General features: G+C 71.7%; 21 protein-coding genes and 1 tRNA gene. 16 read left to right on the top strand and 6 right to left on the bottom strand.

Annotation, left to right across the window (positions count from 1 at the left end; translation table 11 throughout):
* Positions 1 to 3: 3 nt before the first annotated feature.
* Complete coding sequence (locus ACTIGN_RS31455; protein WP_439631425.1) at positions 4 to 807, bottom strand: cyanophycinase; 804 nt, start codon at positions 805 to 807, stop codon at positions 4 to 6.
* Between the two features lie 107 nt (positions 808 to 914).
* Complete coding sequence (cphA, locus tag ACTIGN_RS31450; RefSeq protein ID WP_439631423.1) at positions 915 to 3,599, bottom strand: cyanophycin synthetase; 2,685 nt, start codon at positions 3,597 to 3,599, stop codon at positions 915 to 917.
* A 375-nt stretch (positions 3,600 to 3,974) separates the two neighbouring features.
* Here cphA and ACTIGN_RS31445 point away from each other — a divergent pair, with 375 nt between their 5' ends.
* Positions 3,975 to 4,859 (top strand): cyanophycinase, encoded by an 885-nt coding sequence (locus tag ACTIGN_RS31445; RefSeq protein ID WP_439631421.1) that lies wholly within the window; start codon positions 3,975 to 3,977, stop codon positions 4,857 to 4,859.
* A 288-nt stretch (positions 4,860 to 5,147) separates the two neighbouring features.
* Here ACTIGN_RS31445 and ACTIGN_RS31440 read toward each other — a convergent pair whose 3' ends face one another.
* Positions 5,148 to 5,435, bottom strand: coding sequence for a hypothetical protein (locus ACTIGN_RS31440; protein ID WP_439631419.1), 288 nt, complete (start codon positions 5,433 to 5,435; stop codon positions 5,148 to 5,150).
* Between the two features lie 706 nt (positions 5,436 to 6,141).
* On the opposite strand from ACTIGN_RS31440, the gene ACTIGN_RS31435 reads away from it, so the two are divergent.
* Positions 6,142 to 6,215, top strand: a tRNA-Val gene (locus ACTIGN_RS31435).
* Positions 6,216 to 6,368: 153 nt separating this feature from the next.
* Positions 6,369 to 6,818, top strand: a complete 450-nt coding sequence (locus ACTIGN_RS31430) for a hypothetical protein (protein ID WP_439631417.1) — start codon at positions 6,369 to 6,371, stop codon at positions 6,816 to 6,818.
* 74 nt (positions 6,819 to 6,892) lie between these two features.
* On the opposite strand, the gene ACTIGN_RS31425 is transcribed toward ACTIGN_RS31430, so the two are convergent.
* Together ACTIGN_RS31425 and ACTIGN_RS31420 are read right to left on the bottom strand one after the other, a co-directional pair.
* On the bottom strand, positions 6,893 to 8,089 hold the full coding sequence (locus ACTIGN_RS31425; protein ID WP_439631415.1) for a tyrosine-type recombinase/integrase: 1,197 nt from the start codon (positions 8,087 to 8,089) through the stop codon (positions 6,893 to 6,895).
* 1 nt (position 8,090) lies between these two features.
* Positions 8,091 to 9,206: a helix-turn-helix domain-containing protein gene (locus tag ACTIGN_RS31420; RefSeq protein ID WP_439631414.1), complete on the bottom strand. Its 1,116-nt coding sequence runs from the start codon at positions 9,204 to 9,206 to the stop codon at positions 8,091 to 8,093.
* 108 nt (positions 9,207 to 9,314) lie between these two features.
* Here ACTIGN_RS31420 and ACTIGN_RS31415 point away from each other — a divergent pair, with 108 nt between their 5' ends.
* From ACTIGN_RS31415 to ACTIGN_RS31355, 13 genes are all read left to right on the top strand, one after another.
* The gene (locus ACTIGN_RS31415) at positions 9,315 to 9,539 is read left to right on the top strand and encodes a helix-turn-helix domain-containing protein (RefSeq protein WP_439631412.1); all 225 of its coding nucleotides are present in this window, start codon (positions 9,315 to 9,317) and stop codon (positions 9,537 to 9,539) included.
* Between the two features lie 103 nt (positions 9,540 to 9,642).
* Positions 9,643 to 10,650 (top strand): ParB/RepB/Spo0J family partition protein, encoded by a 1,008-nt coding sequence (locus tag ACTIGN_RS31410; RefSeq protein ID WP_439631410.1) that lies wholly within the window; start codon positions 9,643 to 9,645, stop codon positions 10,648 to 10,650.
* A gap of 1 nt (position 10,651) precedes the next feature.
* Positions 10,652 to 12,283, top strand: coding sequence for a DEAD/DEAH box helicase (locus tag ACTIGN_RS31405; protein ID WP_439631408.1), 1,632 nt, complete (start codon positions 10,652 to 10,654; stop codon positions 12,281 to 12,283).
* Positions 12,280 to 12,630 carry a hypothetical protein gene (locus tag ACTIGN_RS31400; RefSeq protein ID WP_439631406.1) on the top strand — a complete coding sequence of 117 codons (351 nt, stop codon included), beginning with the start codon at positions 12,280 to 12,282 and terminating at the stop codon, positions 12,628 to 12,630. The genes ACTIGN_RS31405 and ACTIGN_RS31400 overlap by 4 nt, the downstream gene beginning before the upstream one ends.
* Positions 12,612 to 13,154: a DnaB-like helicase N-terminal domain-containing protein gene (locus tag ACTIGN_RS31395; protein ID WP_439631404.1), complete on the top strand. Its 543-nt coding sequence runs from the start codon at positions 12,612 to 12,614 to the stop codon at positions 13,152 to 13,154. Before ACTIGN_RS31400 ends, ACTIGN_RS31395 begins: the two co-directional genes overlap by 19 nt.
* A 19-nt stretch (positions 13,155 to 13,173) precedes the next feature.
* On the top strand, positions 13,174 to 13,335 hold the full coding sequence (locus ACTIGN_RS31390; protein WP_439631402.1) for a hypothetical protein: 162 nt from the start codon (positions 13,174 to 13,176) through the stop codon (positions 13,333 to 13,335).
* A gap of 437 nt (positions 13,336 to 13,772) precedes the next feature.
* Complete coding sequence (locus tag ACTIGN_RS31385) at positions 13,773 to 14,342, top strand: terminase small subunit (RefSeq protein WP_439631400.1); 570 nt, start codon at positions 13,773 to 13,775, stop codon at positions 14,340 to 14,342.
* 92 nt (positions 14,343 to 14,434) lie between these two features.
* Positions 14,435 to 14,689, top strand: coding sequence for a hypothetical protein (locus ACTIGN_RS31380; RefSeq protein ID WP_439631398.1), 255 nt, complete (start codon positions 14,435 to 14,437; stop codon positions 14,687 to 14,689).
* A gap of 93 nt (positions 14,690 to 14,782) precedes the next feature.
* Entirely contained in the window at positions 14,783 to 15,337 is a 555-nt protein-coding gene (locus ACTIGN_RS31375; protein ID WP_439631396.1) for a LuxR C-terminal-related transcriptional regulator, read from the top strand.
* A gap of 3 nt (positions 15,338 to 15,340) precedes the next feature.
* On the top strand, positions 15,341 to 17,200 hold the full coding sequence (locus ACTIGN_RS31370; protein ID WP_439631394.1) for a hypothetical protein: 1,860 nt from the start codon (positions 15,341 to 15,343) through the stop codon (positions 17,198 to 17,200).
* Between the two features lie 27 nt (positions 17,201 to 17,227).
* Positions 17,228 to 17,434, top strand: coding sequence for a hypothetical protein (locus tag ACTIGN_RS31365; RefSeq protein WP_439631392.1), 207 nt, complete (start codon positions 17,228 to 17,230; stop codon positions 17,432 to 17,434).
* Positions 17,435 to 17,492: 58 nt separating this feature from the next.
* A complete protein-coding gene (locus ACTIGN_RS31360) occupies positions 17,493 to 17,840 on the top strand; it encodes a hypothetical protein (protein ID WP_439631390.1) in 348 nt (115 codons plus the stop codon).
* Positions 17,841 to 17,901: 61 nt separating this feature from the next.
* Complete coding sequence (locus tag ACTIGN_RS31355) at positions 17,902 to 19,593, top strand: hypothetical protein (RefSeq protein WP_439631388.1); 1,692 nt, start codon at positions 17,902 to 17,904, stop codon at positions 19,591 to 19,593.
* 1 nt (position 19,594) lies between these two features.
* Here ACTIGN_RS31355 and ACTIGN_RS31350 read toward each other — a convergent pair whose 3' ends face one another.
* The gene (locus ACTIGN_RS31350) at positions 19,595 to 20,533 is read right to left on the bottom strand and encodes a hypothetical protein (protein ID WP_439631386.1); all 939 of its coding nucleotides are present in this window, start codon (positions 20,531 to 20,533) and stop codon (positions 19,595 to 19,597) included.
* Positions 20,534 to 20,799 lie beyond the last annotated feature (266 nt).

Here is a 20,799-nt window from a genome sequence, read left to right as displayed (position 1 = left end):
GGGCTACTCCTTCTTCGCGCTCGACCGGACCGGCCGCCGCTGCTTCAGGTCGAACGTGTCGCCGGGGGCCAGGACGTGGACGACGGCGTCGTGGATGGACAGCGGCTCCTCCTCCGCCGCGTCGGCCACGGTGGAGTACGTCACCTTCGACGCGTCGAAGACGTACACCCCGCCCGACCCGACCACCTTGAACCGCTGCCGCTCGACGACCACCGCGGTGTCCTCGTCGATCCCCAGGCCGAGGGACTTCGGGTTCTGGGCGATGGCCGCGAGCAGCCGCCCGGTCCGCCCCCGCTCGGCGAAGTGCTGGTCGATCACCAGCCCCTCGACCAGCCCGAACCCGGGGGCCATGCGGTTGGCGTCGCCGGCCCGCGGCGACGAGCCGCTCTCGCCGCTGACGAGCATCGTGTCCGACAGGGCCGACGCGCCGGCCGAGGTGCCGGCCACCACCCCGCCGTCCTGGTACACCTTCTGGATGGCCTGGAAGACGGGCGTGTCGCCGAGCTGGCTGGTCAGCCGGAGCTGGTCGCCGCCGGTGAAGAACACCGCCCCGGCCCGCTTCAGCGGCTCGGCCGCCTCCTCGCTCAGCCCGTCCTCGCGGTTGTTCTGGTGAACCTGAACGACGTCCTTGACCCCGAGGTCGCCGAACGCCTTGGTGTACACCTCCATCAGGTCGTCCGGTTCCTCCGACGCGGTGGTCACGACCACCACCCGCTTGCCGCCGGCCCGCCCGGCCACCTCCCGGAGGATGGCCTTCTCCCCCTCGCGGTCCTCGTGCCCGCCGATGATTACCAGTGTCCCCGCCATGCCAGCCCTCCGTTAGTTGCGGTGCCGCCGACTCGCACCTCGCGAAGACGGGAACGGCCGGTACGCCCCAGCCGCGGCACCCGCGGTCGACCCGTGAATCGCGTGACTCAGCCCACTTCGACGGGCGCGTCGCCCCGCACGACGGCGGTGCGGTCCGGGGCGGGCATCCGGCTGTCCGGGACGGCACCGAACTCGTCCAGCACCCGACTGACGGCGCGGAAGTCGTCGTAGAACACCACCACGATCTCGTCATCGAGCATCGACCGCAGCGCCGTGCGGACCGCCTCGCACTCGTCCAGCACGACCTCGCACTCGACCCGGCCGGGCGCCTCATGGGCGGCCCGGCGGAGCAACTCGGCCACCTCCCCGGGCCTGCGGCCGCGGTGGTCGCCGTCCTCCTTGATGATGAGCCGGTCGAAGCCGCGGGCGACCACCCGGCCGGACTCGCGGATCAGGTCGTCCCCCCGGTCCCCGGGGACGGTGAACACCGCCGTCACCCGCCGGTCGGGCCACAGCCGCGTCAGGTCGGACACCGCCGCGAACGCCGCGGGGTTGTGCCCGTAGTCCACCAGCACGTGCCCGCGGCCGACCTCGAACACGTTCAGCCGGCCCCGGTTGTGGGGCGGGTCGCTGGCGAACCCGGTGAGGGCCCGGACGACCTGCCCGGTCGTCAGCCCGATGGCCCGCCCCGCGGCGGCCGCGGCCAGCGCGTTGGCGACCTGGAAGCGGGCGGCGCCGCCGAGTGTCGCCGGGATGTCGGCCGCCCGGACGAGCCGCTGAGCGTCCGGCCCGGTGCCCTCGTGGAGCCACCCACCGGCCGCCCAGAACGCGGTGCCGCCGGCGTCGAGGTGCTGCCGCACGACCGGGTTGTCGGCGTCGAGCGTGAAGAACACGACCCGCTTCCGGTCCGCGTTTACGCCCCGCCGCCCGGGGAGCGCCGCCAGCCGCTCGTCGTCCGCGTTCAGCACGACCGTGCCGCCGTCGCGGACCCGCTCGGCGACCAGGGCCTTGACGTGCAGCAGGTCGTCCACCGTCTCGATCCCGTCCTGCCCGAGGTGGTCGGCCGAGACGTTGGTGATGACTCCGACGTCCGACCAGTCGTACCCGATGCTGCGGCGGACCAGGCCGCCGCGGGCCGTCTCCAGGACCGCCACCTCGACGACCGGGTCGCCGAGGATCACCCGGGCCGACTGGAACCCGGTCATGTCCCCCGCGGCGACCTGGTGGCCGTCCACCCAGATGCCGTCGGTGGTCGTCACCCCGGACGTCTTGCCCGCGGCCGCGACCGCGGCGGCGACCATGCGGGTGACGGTTGTCTTGCCGTTGGTGCCCGTGATGGCGATGACCGGGATGCGGCCGTCGCCGCGGGGGAAGAGCGACTGGACGACGGCCCCGCCGGCGTCCCGCGGCGTCCCCTCGCTTGGGTAGTGGTGCATCCGCAGCCCCGGCGCGGCGTTCACCTCGATGACCCCGGCCCCGGACGGCGGGAGCGGCCGGCCGATGTCGGGGGCGATCAGGTCGATCCCGCACACGTCCAGCCCGACCGCCCGGGCCGCCCGCTCGCACAGCCGCCGCACGTCGGGGTGGACCTCATCGGTCACGTCGCGGGCGGTCCCGCCGGTGGACAGGTTCGCCGTGCCGCGGAGCAGCACCCGCTCGCCCGCCGCAGGAACTTCGCCCAGTTGCCGCCCCCCGGACCGGGCGAGGTGGTCGACGAGTCCGTCGTCCACGGTGATCCGGGTGAGCGGCATCTCGTGCCCGTCGCCGCGCAGCGGGTTGCTCGCGTTCTCCCGCTCGATGAGTTGCCGGACCGTGCGGGTGCCGTCCCCGACGACCGACGCCGGCACCCGCTCGCTCGCGGCGACCAGCGCCCCGCCGACGACCAGCACCCGGTAGTCCCGGCCGACGAACTGCTCCTCGACCACCACCCGCGGCGAGACCGCGGCCGCGCGGCCGAACGCCTCGCGGACCGCCTCCGCCGTGTGGAGCCCGAGCGACACGGCCCGCCCCTGGTTGCCGTCGAGCGGCTTGACCGCGAGCGGCGGGGCCAGGGCGGCCAGTTGGGCCGCCGCCTCGTCGGCGGTGCGGACCACGGCGCCGCGCGGGACCGGGACGAAGAACTTGGCGAGCAGCGCCTTGGTCCGCGCCTTGTCGCACGCGACGTCCACGCTGACCGACGACGTGTGCGACGTCTCGGCCGCCTGGACGAGCTTGCGGTGGACCCCGTACCCGAGCTGGACCAGCGCCTCGTCGTCGAGGCGGACCACGGGGATGCCCCGCCGCGCCGCCGCGTCGGCGATCGCCCGGGTGCTCGGCCCCAGGTCCGTGCGCGCGGCGATCCGCCGCGCCTCGCGGACGGCGTCGGCGACCGGGTACGCCTCGCCCCCGAGGACCGCCGCCACGAGGTCGCGGGCGGCCGCGAGGCAGTGCCGGGCGCACCCCTCGTTGCGGTACTCGACGACGACCCGGTACACGCCGGGCGCACGCGTCCTGCGGGTCTTGCCGTGGGTCACGGCGCTGCCGGCCATGTTCTGGAGTTCGATGGCGACGTGCTCGACCACGTGGCCGAAGTACGTCCCCTCGCGGAGGCGCTCGACGAACCCGCCGGGGTAGCCGAGGCCGCAGTGGTGGTCGCCCAGGCCGGGGAGCGCGGCCAGGAGCCGGTCGGCGAACCCCGGGAACTCGCAGGTGTCCCGCTCGTCGAGGTCGCCGAGGTCGATCAGGGCGACGAGGGTCGGCCGGTGGCTGTAAACGTTCGGGCCGGGCAGAGCCCGGATCTCGGAGAGGGTCATGTTGTCGCGCCCGCTGTATTGGTTCGGCCCAGTCACCGGTCCGGTGGGCCGGGCCCACCGGACCGGAGTGGTCCCGCGAGAAATTCGCGTGACGTGCTGCGCACCGCGGCGGCACCAACGGCCCGGCTGGAACCCGCCCGGCCGCTTGGTGTGTGGGGCAGCAAGGTGGGTGCCAACGGTTACGGCGGGGTACCGCGGGCCGGGGAAGAGGGGAAACCCCGACGATCCGACCGGTACCCGTGGTGGGCGGCGGCCCGTACGGGTCGGTTGCTCCCGACGCGGCTCGGGAGGTGCGCACCGGTCGGCCCGCGGAGGCGGGAGTGCCGGCACCCGATGTGCTGAGTGCCTCCGGGACCCTGGCCCGAGGACCGACGCGTGCGTGACGCTCAGAAGAACCAGCGTAAACTCGGCCCGCTCGTGCTGATCGGCGGGGCCGAGGACCGCACCGGGGAGGCCCGAGTGTTGTGGGAGTTCGTGCGGTTGGCCGGCGGCGCCAAGGGCCGCCTCGTGGTGGTCACGGTCGCGTCCGAGGAACCGGTCGAGAGCGGGCTGGCGTACCTGACCGCGTTCCGCCGGCTCGGGGTCAAGGACGTTCACCAGCTCGACGTCCCGGACCGGGCCCACGCGACGGCCCCGCCGGCCGCGGCCCACTTGGATGCGGCGACCGGGGTGTTCTTCACCGGCGGGGACCAGCTCCGGATCACCAACCTGCTCGGCGGCACCCCGCTCGACGCGGCCCTGCACCGGCGGCGGGCCGAGGGGGTGGTGATCGGGGGGACGAGCGCCGGGGCGGCGATGATGTCAGGGACGATGATCGTCGGCGGGGCCAACGAGGGGGCCCCGCGGGCCGGGGCCGTCGAGGTCGGGCCGGGGATGGACCTGCTCCGCGGGGTGATGGTGGACCAGCACTTCACCCGCCGCGGCCGCACCGGGCGGCTGCTAGCGGCGCTGGCCCGGTACCCGCACCTGCTCGGGGTCGGGATCGACGAGGACACCGCCCTGATCGCCGACGGGGCCGAATTCCGGGTGGTCGGCTCCGGGGCCGTGACCGTGCTCGACCTCGGCACCGCGCTCGCCAGCAACGCCCTCGAACTCACCGCAGGCCAGCACCTAGGCATCTGCGACGTGCGGATGCACGTCCTCCCCGAGGGCTACCGGTTCCGGCTCACCGACCGGACGCCGCTCCCGCCCGCCGCGGACCGGGCGCACGCGCGGGCCGCGGGAAACGATGCCGGGGTGCGTCGAAGCGAAGGGCGGTGACCGCTGACACCTGGGCCACCTCTCGTGGCCGAACAGCGAGCGGCGTCGCCAGGAGCTATCGGGGCCGCGGAGCCCGCGGCCGTGCCGGGATCCGGGCGGGCGGAATAGCAGACGTGAACCGATCGCCAGCAGCTATCGGTTGGTGAATTGGGTCGCGGGTGCCCGCACTCGGACGGCTCGCAGTACGGGCATTCCCGTTGCTGCGAGCCCACAGGCATCCGCTCGACGCGGGGCCGCGTCGAGCGCACTCACGAGCGAGTCCCGAGGCGCGAAATCTCGCCCCGAAGTTCACCCCTTCGCGACGCTGAACCCTTGGTCCTCTGCGACCGCAAAGTCGAACACTTCCTGCGCCGTCGAGCGGACCGCTTTCGACTTGGCGCGCCAGCACAGCAGGTGCCTCAGCGTGTTCACCGTCGCGTCGTCGGGAACCGTGACGGCGACCTCGCGGCGCTTGGCCTCGTGGACCTGTCCCCCGGCCGTGAACGTGTGGTGCTGGCCGGCGTGGTCGGGAACGAACGAGTGGGACACGGGCGAGCCGGCAACGGCGAAGGAGCGGCGGTACAAGGTGATCTGCATTGGGGTCTCGCCCGCGTCGCTGTGGCGGTGTGCCACCTGGCAACGCTCCCCACATTGTATGAGATTTGTTGAATTGAGTCTGACATGGACCGAAGTCGAGAACGCGAGGTCCGCGTCGGCCTGGTCTTTCGGCCCGGGCCCCGCCGCGAGGGCACCGTGGGCGACTGCGACCGTCTCCGGCCGCGACCCGGGCCGTACTGAACGCCGCGAGAAGCAATTCATGCGTCTCCTTGTCGGCCTACCACCTCCGGCCGGTCATTCGCCCGAGTGCGCGTCGCGCCCGCTTGGTGTTCATGAAGTTGTCTAAGAGCATCGTGACCGTGTCCCCATCGGCGCCTTTGGGGGCTTCTTGGTCGCGTGCAGCGCGACCCACTGCGGCACGGACTTCACAAGCGCCCCGTCCGGGTCCGCCCACGGACCGAAGGAGTGCCACCTCCCGCGGATCTTCTTGGCCCGGCCCCCCGCGGCGTCTGGGAAGAAGAGAGGGAGATTGGAGTTCGGTTTGTTGGACTTGCCACCCGTGGGGACGGGTGTAGAATCTGCTGTGGACGCGGCGGCCGCTTCTCAGAAACGGTTGTCGTGGTCACCGCCGGGGGTCTGAATCACCCTCAGCACCGCCGAGCCAATCCGGTGGAGTCGCGGGTGTAAAGGACGGAAGTAACGCCGGACCCGAACCGCAACGAACGCCTGGGAATCTCAGCAGAAGGCGCGTTTAGCTCAGTTGGCTAGAGTACCACATTGACATTGTGGGGGTCACTGGTTCAAGTCCAGTAACGCGCACTCGACGCAAGGGCCGCAATCCGAAAGGGTTGCGGCCTTTTGCATTTCCCGGACGAGCATCAGAATAGCTGCCCTGTACGCCCAATGTACGCCCAATCTCCCGGCCGGGGGCCAGGGCATGTGCCAGCCGGTGTTCAACAGGACGGGGACGCGATGTCAACGCTCACCTGCCCCCACTGCGGGGTCGCGCTGCCGCTCGCCCGAGACGCCTTTTGCCCGGAGTGCCGCGAGCCGCTGGACGCCCCGCCGGAAGTCCTTCCGCCTGCTGCCGCAGAGCCCCGGCCCAGCCCACAAGCGGCCACGCCGGCCGAAGCGGTGTACTGGCCCGCGGTCGCGTTGATTTTGGCCGGTGGGGCGAACGCGGTCGTGGCGGCCCTCATCGCCACGGACGGGTACACCGGCTGGTTCGTCGGGCCGATCGATGAGCGGGTCCGCTGGGGCGGGGTCGTCTCGGGGGTGGCGTCCGTCGTCGTAATCTGGGGCGGGTACAACTTGGGCCGGCTCGGTTCGTTCGGCTGGGCGCTCGCGGGGTCGATCATCGCGACGACGCCCGGCCTCTGGGGTGCTGCTTCAGTTTCCCCGTCGGCATCATGTGCCTCATGACCGTGCTCCGAGCCGACGTGCGGGCGGCCTTCGGGACGCGGGACGGCCGCGACGAGTCCGACCCCGCTCACCGGTCACCCGAACAGGGTGCCGGCGAGGGTTGCGAGCTTCTCATCGTCGTCCGGCATCAGGTGCGCGTAGACGCGAAGGGTGATCGAAACGTCCGCGTGGCCGAGCCGCCGCGACACGGCCTTGATCGACCCGCCGGCGGCGATCAGCCCGCTGGCGTGCGTGTGCCGCAAATCGTGGAACCTCAGCCGCGCGGGGATCAGGTCCGGTTCGCTGTTCGACTCCCCTGCCCTCTCCTCCTCGGCCCCGTTCGAGTTCTTCACGATCGTCTTGAACGCCCGCAGCACGTTCTTCTTGTCGAGGTACTGCCCGGTCCGGGTGCAGAAGACCGGCGCGGCGATGCGGCCGCCCTTCAGCGCCGCCGCCCGGTGTTCGCGGAGCGCGGCCAGCACGGACGGGGCGAGGGTGACGGTGCGCCGCCCGGCCTGTGACTTCGGCTCCTTCAGCTTGAACTCGCCCTTCACCTGCGACAGCGCCCGGCTGATGCTCATCGTGCCGCGGTCGAAGTCGAAGTCCGACCACACCAGGCCGAGCAACTCCCCCTGCCGGGCACCCGACCCGAGCGCCAGCGAGAACAGGGCAAAGTTCTGGTTCCGCTCCGCGGCGACGAGGAACCGCTTGGCCTGCCCCGGGGTCATGAACGCCATCTCGCGGCGGGCCGGCCTCGCCTTCTTCACCTCGGCGGCCGGGTTCGCGGGGATCAGCCCGTTGCGGACCGCGTGCTTGAGCGCGATCGACAGCACCACCCCGGCTGACTTGCGCGCGTCCGCGCCGGCCGGCTTCCGGTCCCCGTTCCCCTGCTTCATGTCCGCGTAAGCCTGCTCGACGTGCAGCGGCCGCACCTTGTGGAGCTTCAGACCGCCGAGGATCGGTATCAGGTACTTGTGGACGAGTTGCCGGTAGCGCTCCCAGGTCCCATCGCCCACCGTCTCCTTCGCGGTGTTGCCGAGCCACCGCGTCAGGTACTCCTTGACGGTGATCTCCTCGGCGTCCACGAGCCGGCCCGCGTCGTGGTCGGCCTGGAGTTTGCGGAGCTTCTCGGCGACCTCGTTCTTGGTCTCCCCATACACCGTCTTGCGGATGCGCTTCCCCCCGCCGTCGAACCCGAGCGAGATCCGCGCGACCCACAGCTCCTTGTCCTCGCGGAAGGAGATGCCCCCCTCGCCGCGGCCCCGGCGGGCCGCCCTTCTCGTGCCTGCCATGTCAGTTCTTCCCCCACTTGCTCTGTTTGATCCACCCCTTGACCGTGTCGGCGTCCGATCCGACTTCGTCGGCGATCTGCTTCGGAGTCATCCCCTTCTCGCTCAGTTCGACAGCCCGTGCCTTCCGCTTCCGGTACGCGGTGACGCGGCAGGCGTCCCCGCAGAACGCGGCCCGCACGGTCCGCCCCTTGGCGAGGTTCGTTGCAACCTCAATGAGGCGGTTGCAGGAGGCGCACCGCGTGTAGGTCTTCCCGCCCATGATCGCGCCGTGCAACTGAGACCAGAGCGCGGCGAGCAGGGTCCGCGGAGCAAGCCTCTGCACCGTCCGGCCGTCCTGGCGGGCCAGAACGGGACTCACCGCTTTGGCGAGCCGCTCGTTGATTGTGCCGAGGAGCCACGTCCAGGCGACCTCGACGGGGTCATCGAACCGCGAATCGCGACTCCCGCAATTGACAAATCGCGCGTCTCGCCCGGGCACCTCTGCTTCCGACGGTAGATCGGGGTGAGTGTCGAAGTACCATCCTTCCGCTGGGAGGTGAGTCGATGCGCGTTCGCCGACAAAGGGAGTCGGACGCCACTGAAGGTGCCGTTTGACCCGCTTGGGGTCTGAGCTGGCTAGCAGGTCATACACCTCACAGGCGGTTCGCAGGCTGGCCACCTGCTGGGCCCACACGTCCCGAGACTCGCACGTCACGCTCGTGCTCGTCTGACCGGTGAATGGGTCGTTGTCGTCCTTGGACGCCCCGTAGAGCTTCTTCGCAGCCCCCCGCGGATCGCAGTAGGCTCGGTGCCACAGTCCCAACTCGCCATTCGCATTCGCGAACTTCGCGAGTGCTTCGATGTCTGTCGGGTCGAGCTCTGCGAACTCGCGGTAGAGGGCGGGCCGGCCTGCCAACGAGACGGCAACGCGGTCCAGCCACTCATCCTCGGTGCTCACGTCCAAGATCAGCACCCAACGATCCGACCCACCTGATCCTGGCCCTGCTGCCTCGCGGACTGGGTCGCGGTCGTCACCGCCCCACACAGCGGTGACACCCAACTCCTTCCATGAGCACCAGCGATACCCTTTCGCCGGCACCCACTGCTCGAAGTCGAAGCCCGATGTGATGTCTGACACGCGAATCCTTCCTGTTACGGAACTATTCTCAGCACACGTGACAATGGGTGGCACAATAACGCTGTACGCGGGTGGACGCAAGCAGAATCCGCAAGAGGGGGTCAGAAGATGAGCAACGCAGCCACGTCGCCGGATGGGAAGGCAGACCTGTTCGAGAAGGGGGCGGTGACCATCGAGGGGGCCACCACGGAGTACGGGCTCGGCCGATCGGTGCTTTACGGGTTGATGACGAGCGGCCGCCTGCCCTACTCGCAGGTCAACCGTCGCCGCCTTATCCCGCGGGAGGCTCTCCGTCGGCTCCTCGCCGAGGGGATGGTCGGGTCAGCCGGTTGACCGCGACGATGCCAACTCGGCGGCTCGTCCAGCTTCCAACGTTTTGGGCCGACCCCGCCACCACGCGAAGAGTCGGCCCGAAGCGAACACCGAGGTCAACAACGTGAACTCTAACACACCGCCGCCCGCAGGCAAACGTGTCCGCACGTTTCGCGGTACCGAGTACGCGCTCAGCACCGCCCACCCGGCCGCTGATGTGTTGCCGTGGCTCGGCGACGACGAACTCCAGGAGTTGGCCGACGACATCGCGGCCGTCGGACAGCGCGACGACATCGACCGCCTCGCCGATGGCCGGATCCTCGACGGCCGCAACCGCGAGCTGGCTTGTCTCGTCGCCGGCGTCGAGCCGCGGTACCGCGACAGGGAGAGCGACATCTCCGACGCCGACGCCGTCGCGCTCGTCGTCAGCCGGATCCGCCGCCGCGACCTCACCCCGTCGCAGCGGGCCGCCGTCGCCGCGGAACTGGCGAACATGCGGGTCGGCAGGCCCGCGGACGGAAAACCGGCAACGTTGCCGGTTTCGCAGGCCGACGCCGCCGGTCGCCTCGGGGTGTCGGAGCGGTCGGTCCGCTCGGCCGCCAGGGTGAAGGAAGAGGCCCCCGAGGTCTTCGAGCAGGTGAAGGCCGGCCGGATCGACGTCCACACCGCCGAGAAGGTGGCGAAGCTGCCGAGGGCGAAGCGGGCGAAGGTCGCGGGGGCAAAGGACCCGAAGGTCGAGGCGAAGAAGCACCTGCCCGAGCGGGCCAAGACGAAGACCGACGCGCCGGTCGCCGGGGGGACGCCCCCGCAAGCCGAACCGCCCGGGGTCGCGCAGGGTTCGCCGGAGCCCAACCCGGTCCTCGACTTCGTCTCGAAGGTGAACCGGCTGTGCGCGGCCCTCGACCGGCTCAAGGCCGAGGTCGGTGAGTTGGCGGGCGACCCGTTCGGCCGGCACATCCACACCGAGAGCGTCACCGGCCAACTCGACGCCGCCCGCAAGGCGCTGTGGCAGTCGCGGCCCACCGAGCCGTGCAACTGCGCCGCGGGCGGCTCCGACCCGAAGCCCGGGTGCCGCGCTTGCTTCGGCTGCGGCCGGTGCCCGGCGTCCCGCGTGCTGAAGGGGGGCCGGTAACATGCCCCGCGCCCTCCGCCCGTACCAGTCCGACGCCATCTCCGGCGTCCGCACCGCGCTGGCGTCGCACGCCTCGTGCGTAGTCGTGCTCCCGACTGGCACTGGCAAAACCAGCGTCGCCGCCGCCCTCATGAACGAGTGGCCCGGCGGGAACTGCCTGTTCCTGGCTCACACCCGCGAACTCGTCGACCAGGCCGCGGCCCGGCTCGCGGGCGAACTCGGTTACCCGCCCGTCGTGGAGATGGGTTTGCGGAGCGGGGAGCAGGGGCTTTTCTACCAGGGCGGGATGACGGTCATCGGCTCCGTGCAGTCGATGGTGACCGACCGCCGGCTCGCGAAGTACGACCGGCACCCGTTCGACCTCATCGTCGTGGACGAGGCCCACCGGGCCACGTCTCGCAGTTACCGCAAGATCGTGGACCACTTCACCGGGAAGAACCCGGCGTGCAAGGTGGTCGGCCTGACCGCGACGCCGAACCGGGCCGACGGCACCGCACTGGGCCTCGTGTTCGAGGCGGTCGGGTACGCGATGGGCATCCCCGACGCGATCGACGGCGGGTGGCTCGTGCCGGTGCGGCAGCGGTCCGTGGTCGTGTCCGACGTGCAGATCACCGGCCCGTCCCGGACCAACGAACTCGGCGAGAAGGACTACACCGACGCCGCGGTCGAGAGCGTCATGCTCGACGAGCAGGCCCTCGTGGCGACCGCCGACCCGCTCGTGCGGGAGGCCGCGGGCCGGTCGTCGCTCGTGTTCTGCGCGACCGTGCGACACGCGCACGAGTTGGCCGCCGTCATCGACCGGTACGCCCCGGGCAGCGCGGCCGCCGTGGACGGGGAGACGCCCCCGGACCAGCGGGCCGACCTGATCTCGAAGTTCCGCACGGGCCAGATCCAGTTCCTGTGCAACGCACAGCTGTTCGTGGAGGGGTTCGACGCGCCGACCTGCTCGTGCGTGGCGGTCGCCCGCCCGACCAAGTCCACCGGCAGGTACACACAGATGGTCGGCCGCGGGCTCCGGCCCCTGCCCGGCGTGGTGGACGGCCCGGGGGACGCGCAGGACCGGCAGCTCGCGATCATGACGAGCGACAAGCCCGACTGCCTGGTCCTCGACTTCGTCAACGCCGGCGCGTCCGGCCTGGTGACGGTCGACGACGTGCTCGGGGGGAACTACGACGCGGAGGTCCGCGAGGCGGCCGCGCGGGAGCGGGCCGCGACCGGGGACACCGCGGTCGGCGAGAGCCTCAAGCGGGCCCGGTTCCTGCTCGCCCTGGAGCGGGAGATGGACGCCCGCGCCGGGAACCGGGCCGACGTGGCGTACGACGTGTACGACCGCGACGGGCGGGCGCTCGCGTCGACGCCCCTGACCCCGAGGAAGCGGGGCACCATCACCGACGGCCAACTCGCGTTCCTGACCTCACTCGGGTGCAACCCCGACACCGCCGTCGCCTACTCGCAGAAGCAGGCCGGGTCGGTCATCGACTCGATGCGGGCGACGCGATGCACCGACAAGCAGCGGAAGGTGCTGGCCCGGGCCGGCATCGACCACACGGGCATCGGCACCGACCGCGCGAGTCGCATCATCGACGCGCTGAAGGCGAACAACTGGAGACGCCCGGAGGTGCTGCCCGCATGACTACCGAGAACATGCTCGACCGGCTCCTCCGGCAGCTCGAGCAGCGGGGCCTCCGGGTCGTTCCCGGGGCCGCCCCGGGCGAGGTCCGGGTCCGCGGCCCGGAGCACGAGGTGACCCCGGCAGTGCTCGACGCCCTCAAGGCGTTCAAGCCCCAGATCGTCGAGCGGTTCGCGGCGGCCGGCCGCCCGCGGGTGCCCCCGCCGCCGCCCCGCCCGCTGCCGACCGCGCCGGCGGAAACCTGCCAGGTCTGCCGCCGCACCGTGGCGTGCGACGAGGACCGCGAGCGGCTGGCCGACCCGGCGTTCTGCGACCGGGGAAAGGAGCCGAAGTGCCCGTACAAGAAGTGACCCGGCTCCCGCCGCACAGCACCCGGGCCGAGCGTGTGCTCCTCGCGGGCGTGCTGAAGGACGCCGACGAGGTGGTGCCCGCGGTCGCGCGGCTGGGCTTCGCGCCCGACGACCTGTTCCACCACGCGCACCGGCTCGTGTACGCGACCGCGGTCGATCTGTGGAACCGGAACCGCGGGTGCGGCCCGGCCGACGTGCTCCTCGACCTCCGCCGTCGGGACGAGGCCGCGGACCTGGGGCCGCAGCCGGCCCTCTGGCTGGCCGACGTCACGCTGACGCCGCCGTGGTTCGGCGGGATCGAGCGGTGGTGGGCCGACGGGTACGAGGTGCCCGGCGTGTCGCTGTTCACCGCGGCCCCGGTCGCGGCGGCCCGGCTGGTGGCCTGGCTGGCCAAGCGGCGGGCCGCGATCCACGCGGCGAACGAGATCCTCCGCGACGCGATGGACGGCGTGATCGGCCCCGACGAGTACGGGTGGCTGGCGGCGGGCGAGGGGCCGCTGCGGCCGCGGACGAGGGCGGCCTGACCCCACACGAGGCGACGCGATGAGTCAGTTCCAGAAGCTCACGACCGGGCAGAAGCGGATCGCCACGTGGCGGCGGAGGCGGAACGCCCTGGTCAGCAAGTTGCTCGCGGGGAACCCGCGGATGCTGTCGTTCGAAGCCCTCGCCGAGGCGAACCGGATCCTCCGGGGCACGGCCCGCTGAGGCGCGTAGTGACCGCACATAGCCCCAGGTTGGGCACACGGGCTGAAGTTCGACCGCGCCCGACCGCCGAGGCCAGAGACCCCGCAACCACAGCGGGCAGGTACAGCGACAACAGCGGTGGTGCGTGCGGCACTGAATCCGCACTGCGGCGAGCCGGGAGCGGCGAGCCGTACCGAGTATCGCCGGTGTGCGTCCGACACCCTGCCGGCGGTTGCGCGAGGGGCTGCCCTCATACTCGGCGGGCGGGGGTGAACTCCCCGGGTGCCCGAACCAAACACCGGGGAAGGTCGAACACCGCGGCTCCGTACCCGGGAACATCGACTTCACCGACTCCGCAAGGGGTCGGTACGTCTCCCGCTCACCACCCCAAGAATCGCACCACAACACCCGAACCCTCTTCCCCGCTCCGGTGGGGCCACTGCAACAAGGAGTACACCATGTCGAAGCTCAACGCCCGGCAGCAGCGGTTCATGAACGAGTACCTGATCGACTTGAACGGGACCGCCGCGTATCGTCGGGCGTTCCCCGGGTGCTCGTACAAGTCGGCGAAGACCGCCGCGACCCGCCTGCTTTCCAATGTTGTCCTCCGGGCCGAAATCGCGGCCGCCCGGAAGGTCCTGGGGAAACAGGCCCGGACCTCCGCCGCGAAGGTCATCCGGGCGATCGGCCACATCGCCTTCCTCGACGTCGGAGACGTGTTCGACCTGAGTTGCGACGGGTGGAAGTTCCGGCCGCTGCGCGACGTCCCGCTCGAAACCCGCCAGTCGATCGCGGCGATGAAGGTCAGGCGGACGAGCACCGTCACCCGGACGCTCGCCGGGGGCGAGCTAGTGACCGAGACGTGCGAGGTCATCTCGATCAAGCTCTGCGACAAGCTCCGGGCGCTCGACATGCTCGCGCGGCACCTGGGGCTTTACGCGGAACTGCCGCCGCTCCAGGTGCTGTTGCAACTCCTGCCGGCCGACCTCGCGGCCAGCGTCCGAGCGGAACTGTCCAAGCAGACTTGAGGCCGTTCCACTGGGGCAACCGCCGGCCGCATAGTCGTCTCATCGCCATCCGCCGGGCGATGGTCGGCGTGCGGCACCCGAGGCGTTCATGTATGGCACCCCCAGAACCCGAGCCGCTGCTGTCGTTCCCGGACCTGGCCCTGCGCCTGCCCGCGAAGATCGACGAACTCCGCAAGGCCGTGCGGAAGAACCCGGCACTGCTCCGCATGTTCGTGTCGGCCGGCCCGCTGAAGGTGCTGCCGCTCTCCCGGCTGGACCGGTTCCGGGCGGAGCTGGCGAGCGCGAGCCCGAAGCTCTGCCCGGCCGCCGCGCCGGCTACTTGCTCAGGCGTCGGATCCGCCGCTTGAGCCGTCGGCTGACGTGTGGCGACCCGATGACCGAGGTGCGTGCCGCGGTCTCGCTGCTCGACCTGCGGGAACGGTTCCGCCAGTGGCTTCGCGATGACACAAACTGATACGCCACAACCGAAGCTCACGGCCCGCGACCTGGTGGTTGCGGCCCTCGTGGCGTCGGGCAAGCGGCACGAGGACATCGCCGCCGAACTCGACTGCAGCCGGGCGACGATCTCGCGGTCGGTCGCCAAGCCCGGGTTCCGGGCCGCGGTACGCGAGATCCGAACCACGGCGGCAGAGAGTTCGGCGTCGGAGATCATCGAGGGGGCACGGGAGGCGGCGGTCGAACTACGCCGACTCGCCCGGGAGGGGCTGCCGAACGACCGCGTCAGGCTGGCGGCCTGCCGCACGATCGCCGAGTTGGCGTTGAGGTGGCATGAGCGCCTCGGCGTCGTGGCCGAACTCGATGAGGTGCAGCAGGAGATCAATGCGATGCGGGAGAGGCTCGATCAGCGGAACGCACCGTCACCACCCCCGGTCACGGGATCGCCGGCGGCGGCCATCGGGCCGACGGCACCGACGCCCTCGCCGGTCGCGATCGAGACGCCGATGGCAACCGAGACCGGCCCACTGACGGACGACACAGGCTCCTTGTTCGGGTGACGCATGACCGACGCCGACGACCTTCGCCGACTGGCCGCCGCGAGCGAGGGGGCCGCACGATTTGCGGACATCACGCGGGGCATGACGCAGTTCGCCGAGGGTGAGGTCATCGCCCTCCGTGAGCGGGTAACGTGGCAGCGCGCCGGCGACAAGTGGAAGTCGAGCGGCGGCCGGGTGCTGTCCGACGCGGCGTACCAGCGGCACGTCCAGCGACTGAAGGATCGCGGCGCGAAGTCGGCGAAGCCGGGTCCGACCCCGCCGGCACCGCCCACTCCCGCGAACACGCCGACGCCGCGACCCGCGCCGGCACCCGCACCCGCGGGCGGTCTTGCCCCGGCTCCCGACGCGAAGTCCGGTTCGTCCGCGGTGGGTCGCGGGGCGCGGGCCGTTGCTCGGGGTGTGCGGGCCGCACCGGCGGCACTCGGCGCGAAGGGTGCGAAGGTCGGCGAACGCGTGTCAAACGCGATTGCCGGCCTCGGGACACGGGCCAAGTCTCTCAAGGGTCTGGAGCGCCGGCTGGGGATCGGGGCCGCCGTCGAGAAGTTCGGCAAGCGGGCCGCCGTGCGGCACCAGGCCGTCGCCCGCGCATTCGAGCAGAACGGGTGGCTCGCGGGCAACACGGCCGCGTTCCGCGAGGCCACGCGGGCGCTCGGCGTGAACTTCAAGGAGTCGCGCCGCAAGTACGGGTTCCTGCCCGCGGTCGCCATCGAGGGGACCATGTTGGCCTTCGGGTTCCTGGCGAAGGGGGCGTTGTTTGCGAGCCTTGGGGCCGCGACGGCCGCGGCCGTCCCCGGAGTCGGCAAGGTACTCGGGACGGCCGTCAAGTACACGAAACTGGTCGTCACCCCGCTCGTGCGGAAGGTCGTCGAGTTCCCCTTCAAGACCGCCGCCCGGCTGGGGTCGGGCACGGCCCGCAACCCCGACGCCCCGGGCCGCGTGGCCCAGCGGATGGACTCCGGGGCACCGGTGGCCGGCCGCGGTCCGGTGGTGAGCCGGGCGCGGGACATCCGCCGCGGCACCGGGCCGGGCGACCTGTACACCGGGGGCACCTCGCGGAGCCGGCGGTTCGCCGAGGCCGACGACGGGTCCGGCATGGTGGCTGACGTTCGGCGGAAGCTGGACGACTTCCGGGCCACGCTGGGCCTGCCACCGACCGACGCCACCGACGAGCAGATCGCCGCGGTGCTGGACGGCGCGATGCGGGCGATCGGGCGAGCGGCCAACGGTGGCGGCGCGGCCCGGTTCGCTGAAGTGGGCGGCCTGACGGGGGAACTCGCGCGGGCCATCGACCGCGGGGAGTGCGGCCCTGGGGTTCGCTTCGACGGCGACCGCCCCGTTACCACGAGCGGCCCCTGCGTCGAGGCGATCACCCAAGAACTCGCCCGGTTTGCGGAAGACTTGGGCCGGGTGCGGGCCGTCGAGGACGCGACCGCCGCACTCGCTTCGGTGCCGACCCTGGACCGTGAGACCGCGGCGGGCGCGTGGGGCGAGGCTTCGCGGCTGGCCCGCGGCCCCCAGGGTGCTGTGCTCGGGAAGGTGCTGGCCGTGGTCTGCGGCGAGCGCGACCGTGCGAAGTTGGCCGCGGCGGTCGAGGATCTCTCCGACACGCTGGAGGCCGCGGGCCGCACGCAGGCCGGCCCGGGCCGCGGAGCCGACGACCTGGTGGGCGCGGCCGCGATCTTCACACACAAGCTCCAGCAGATCGCCGGGGCGCTCCGTGCCGACCAGCTCGGCGGGCGGGGCCGGGCGGCCGCCGCAGTCGCCGAGGTGGTGCTGGCCGCATTGCGGCTGGTGCTGCCGCCCCGGTCCGCGGAGGCCCTCGACAAGGGGCCGCTGGCGCTCGTGACCGCGGCCGCGAAGTAGGGACCAACACCCCGAGAGGAGAGCAACGTGCGAGCGACACACACGACCACCGAACAGCGAGAGTTGACCGGCCGGGCCGCCAGGGCCGCAGCGGGCCGCGAGGCGATGTTCGCCACCCCGGCCTCGCTGGATCTGGAGCGCCGGGAGCGGCAGTTGTTACCGACCGGTGCCGCCGCCCGGGAACTCGCCGAGCGGTTCCACCGGATCACCGGCTCGCCGCTCGCGGGCGGCTGAGGCCGCAGCGGACGACGAGCGACCGACCTACCACCACTCACGCACACGGAGCCGAGACGTGACCAGCGACCTGTTCATCAGCGAGAACCAGACCGAGACCCGCACCATCCCGGCCCAGCCGGGGCTGCACCCGGACCTGACGATCACGTACCGCCCGGCCCTCGGGCTGGAGCGGATCGCGTACCGGGCCAAGGGTGCCAACCCGGACCCGAACGTCCTGAACCAGCACGAGGTCGACCTCGTTGCGAAGTACGCCGTCAGCATCAACGGTCAGGAGCTTCGCGACAAGGACCGGGTCGCGCGACTGAAGCCGGTGGTCCGACAGTATCTAATCGATTTGATCCTCGGGTACGCCGCGGCGGACGAGGGCCGCGACGCGCGGGCGGCCGCCCCTCCAGGCGTCTGATGCCGAGCCGCGTTGCGTCGCGTCGGGGTGATCCGGGTTCGCGGGGTGAAAGGGGACCGACATGGCATCGCAGGCGCGTAAGGACCTCGAACTCCGCATGACCGTGACGACGGACGCCACGCGGGCGACGGCGGCCATGCAGCAGCTCACCCGCGAGGCCGAGCGAACCGGCATGGCGGTCAAGTCGATCGGCACCGGCCCGGCCGGTACCCCCGGGGCCGGCGGCCCCAAGGCCGAAGCGGGGGCGCTGGGCACGCTCTCCAAGGGGTTCGGGGCCGTGGCCGGGGTCGTCGCCGGCGCGGCCGCCGGGGTCCAGGCCATCGGCGGCCTGCACAAGGCGATCCTCGACCTCGACAACCCGCTCTCCACGGTCCGCGAGAAGACGCTCGGCTTCGCGAAGGCGATCCCGCTGCTGGGCGGTGCCATCTCGGAGTTCGTGTCCAGCGTGATGGACGCGCGGGAGCGGATGCTCCAGCCCGAGCAGTACCAGGCGCTGCAGGCGGCGCGGGTGGAGTCCCCCATCCGGATGGCCCAGGCGGCCGCGCGGCACGAGTTCCGGCAGAAGCTCGGCGGGTGGAACCGCGAGGTGGACGCGGCGGGGTACGCGGCGCAGGCCGCCCGCGAGTTCCCCACCATCGGCTCGGGCCAGGCGCTGCTCACCAGTGCCGTGGGCGGGGTCGCCGGGTCGTTCCTCCGGGCCGGGCTCGACGGCATCGACCCGCGGGTGTCGGCGGCGCTGGAGGGCGTCCAGGCGGCCCGGCGGAGTTACAGCGCCACTCTTGGCGAGTCCGAGGGGTCGAGTTGGGACGTGGACGACGCCCGGCTGGGGGCGGACGCCGCGGCGCGCGAGTGGCAGGCGGCCAAGGCCCGGACCCAGGCGAGCCTCGAGGCCGCCCGCGGCGGCGGCGCGGGCGAGAGCCGCAGCGACATCGCGTACCGCGAGACCCTCGAGAACGGCCGGCGGAAACTGGGCGACGGGGTGCTGGGCACGGCCGCCTCGTACTTCGCGGCCGCCGGCTCGTACATCGCGCCGTCGTGGACCGGGTCGAGTGCGGCCGGCCCGGACCCCGGGTCGCAGCAGTCGCTCGCGATCGCCGCGACCCGGGAGAAGGAGCTCGAGCAGAAGGCGCTCCTGGCCAACGCCGACCTCGAGGAAAAGATGCGGATCAGCAAGGAGAAGCAGCTCTCCCTGGCGCAGAAGTCGTACGAGATCTCGAAGGCCGAGACGACGCTGATGAAGGCCCAGCTCGCGGTCGCCGACCAGCGGCTCGCGCGGACCGACGAGCAGATCGCCAAGGCCCGGGGCGGGGCCGCCGAGTTCGGGGCGATGGACAGCCTGTCCCAGGCCGGGCTGCTCCAGGTGGCCCGCAAGTTCAAGGGGGGCGGGCGGGAGGCGGTCAACGCCGACGAGTTCCAGATGCTCGCGGGGAACACGCTCACCCGCGACCTCGTCGGCCAGCGGGCCGAGCGGGACGGCTCGACGAATCCGATGTTCCAGGCGCTGATCAAGGAACTGGGGCTCACCGACGCGGGTGAGCTGCAGAGGAGAAAGGATCAGGAGAAGGCCGAGGCGGACAAGCTCAGGGCCGAGGTGAGTTTGAAGGTCCAGTTCGACGAGGAGAAGTTCAGCGACCAGGTCGTGAAGGCGCTGGAGAAGTTCGACTTCAAGGCCCTGTTCCTGAAGGCGCTGGAGTTCAACCTGCGGAAGCCGGACCTGGCGGCGGCCGGGGCGCAGGCGGGGCTGACCCAGTGACCTACGGGCGGTTGGCGTAGTATTCGGTGCCGGCGAAGTCGATGATGTCCTTGCGGTACAACTCGACTTTGAAGCGGTCGGGGTTTCCTTTCTCGATGAGTCCGAGCGCGACGCTGAGGCCCCCCCGGCTCAACGAGTCGAGCGAGCCCCACCGGTCGGCCATGTGGGTGACGCCGTCCACCGACCGCATCTTCGGCGACCGGTCCCAGACCCGTTTCGCCTGGGACCGGAAACCGGGGTCCGAGACCGCCCACTGGCACCGGAGGGCCGTCGCCAGCCGGCCGAGTCCGAGGTTGCTTAGGGTCACCTCCTGATCGGTCGTGAGGCACGGCAGGCCGTCCGGGCTCACCTTCGCCGGATCCGTTCGCAACAGCACCCGGATTAAGTCCTCCTCTTTGGCGGTGAACAACTTCTTGTTCTTCTCGACCTCGGCCTCGCCCTCCTTCCGCCGCAGCAACGCGAGCCGCTCGACCTCGGCGACCGCGTCATCGAACGTGAGCGGCTTCGGCGGGGCCGGCTTCGGTTCGGGCGCGGGCGGGACGGGCTCGGGGTGCTTCGGCGGTTCGGTCCTCTTGGGCGGGGTCACGATCGGGACGGGGGCGTCCACCCGCCGAAGCACCGGCGGCACCGGCTCGGGCCTTGCCTGTGCGACCGGCTCGGCCGAGCTGAGATCGGCCGGCTTCGGCGCGGGCCGCACGGCCAGCCACACGCCCGCGGCCGCGGTTGCGACGAAGCCGACCGCGATCACCGCGAGGTGAACGGTGTACCTGGGCTTCTTCGGCCGCCGCGTCGGGACGAACGCGGGCTCCGGGTCGGCCTCCGCGATCGGCGGCACCCCCAAGGGGCTCCGGCACGTCGGGCACGTCACTACAGTGCCGACCTGGGCCGCGTCGATGCTGAGCGGGTGCCGGCACGTCGGACAGTGGATCACGAGCGACATCGGCCGTTCCTCCTCCGGGTTCGCGGGGGTTCGCGTGGCCCTGCGGGTGCGGAGTCCCGCCTCCGGTATTCGCTCACCGGGGGCCGATCTCTCGCGAACCCCGCCTGCAACCGGCATCGCCGCCACGCCGTGCGCGACGCGCAACGCATCGCCGTTCCCATCACCGACGGCCCCGGCGGGTCGAGCCCCCAGCTCCGGGCGACCCCCGCCAGTCAGTTGCTCTTGATCGCGGGTTGGGCGCGTGGCTTGGAATTCAGGATCTTGCA

The sequence above is a fragment of the Gemmata sp. genome (assembly GCF_051859125.1).
GTDB lineage: Bacteria > Planctomycetota > Planctomycetia > Gemmatales > Gemmataceae > Gemmata.
Note: the sequence above shows the minus strand (reverse complement) of the source record. Positions and strands in the feature narration are given on the sequence as shown.

Coding starts and splice junctions, on each gene's coding strand:
- ACTIGN_RS31430 (WP_439631417.1), top strand. CDS start 6,369: ATGTCAACGCTCACCTGCCCCCACTGCGGGGTCGCGCTGCCGCTCGCC.
- ACTIGN_RS31355 (WP_439631388.1), top strand. CDS start 17,902: ATGGCATCGCAGGCGCGTAAGGACCTCGAACTCCGCATGACCGTGACG.
- ACTIGN_RS31385 (WP_439631400.1), top strand. CDS start 13,773: ATGTCGAAGCTCAACGCCCGGCAGCAGCGGTTCATGAACGAGTACCTG.
- ACTIGN_RS31400 (WP_439631406.1), top strand. CDS start 12,280: ATGACTACCGAGAACATGCTCGACCGGCTCCTCCGGCAGCTCGAGCAG.
- ACTIGN_RS31350 (WP_439631386.1), bottom strand. CDS start 20,533: ATGTCGCTCGTGATCCACTGTCCGACGTGCCGGCACCCGCTCAGCATC.
- ACTIGN_RS31380 (WP_439631398.1), top strand. CDS start 14,435: ATGGCACCCCCAGAACCCGAGCCGCTGCTGTCGTTCCCGGACCTGGCC.
- ACTIGN_RS31390 (WP_439631402.1), top strand. CDS start 13,174: ATGAGTCAGTTCCAGAAGCTCACGACCGGGCAGAAGCGGATCGCCACG.
- ACTIGN_RS31425 (WP_439631415.1), bottom strand. CDS start 8,089: ATGGCAGGCACGAGAAGGGCGGCCCGCCGGGGCCGCGGCGAGGGGGGC.
- ACTIGN_RS31455 (WP_439631425.1), bottom strand. CDS start 807: ATGGCGGGGACACTGGTAATCATCGGCGGGCACGAGGACCGCGAGGGG.
- ACTIGN_RS31375 (WP_439631396.1), top strand. CDS start 14,783: ATGACACAAACTGATACGCCACAACCGAAGCTCACGGCCCGCGACCTG.
- ACTIGN_RS31370 (WP_439631394.1), top strand. CDS start 15,341: ATGACCGACGCCGACGACCTTCGCCGACTGGCCGCCGCGAGCGAGGGG.
- ACTIGN_RS31440 (WP_439631419.1), bottom strand. CDS start 5,435: ATGCAGATCACCTTGTACCGCCGCTCCTTCGCCGTTGCCGGCTCGCCC.
- ACTIGN_RS31405 (WP_439631408.1), top strand. CDS start 10,652: ATGCCCCGCGCCCTCCGCCCGTACCAGTCCGACGCCATCTCCGGCGTC.
- ACTIGN_RS31415 (WP_439631412.1), top strand. CDS start 9,315: ATGAGCAACGCAGCCACGTCGCCGGATGGGAAGGCAGACCTGTTCGAG.
- cphA (WP_439631423.1), bottom strand. CDS start 3,599: ATGACCCTCTCCGAGATCCGGGCTCTGCCCGGCCCGAACGTTTACAGC.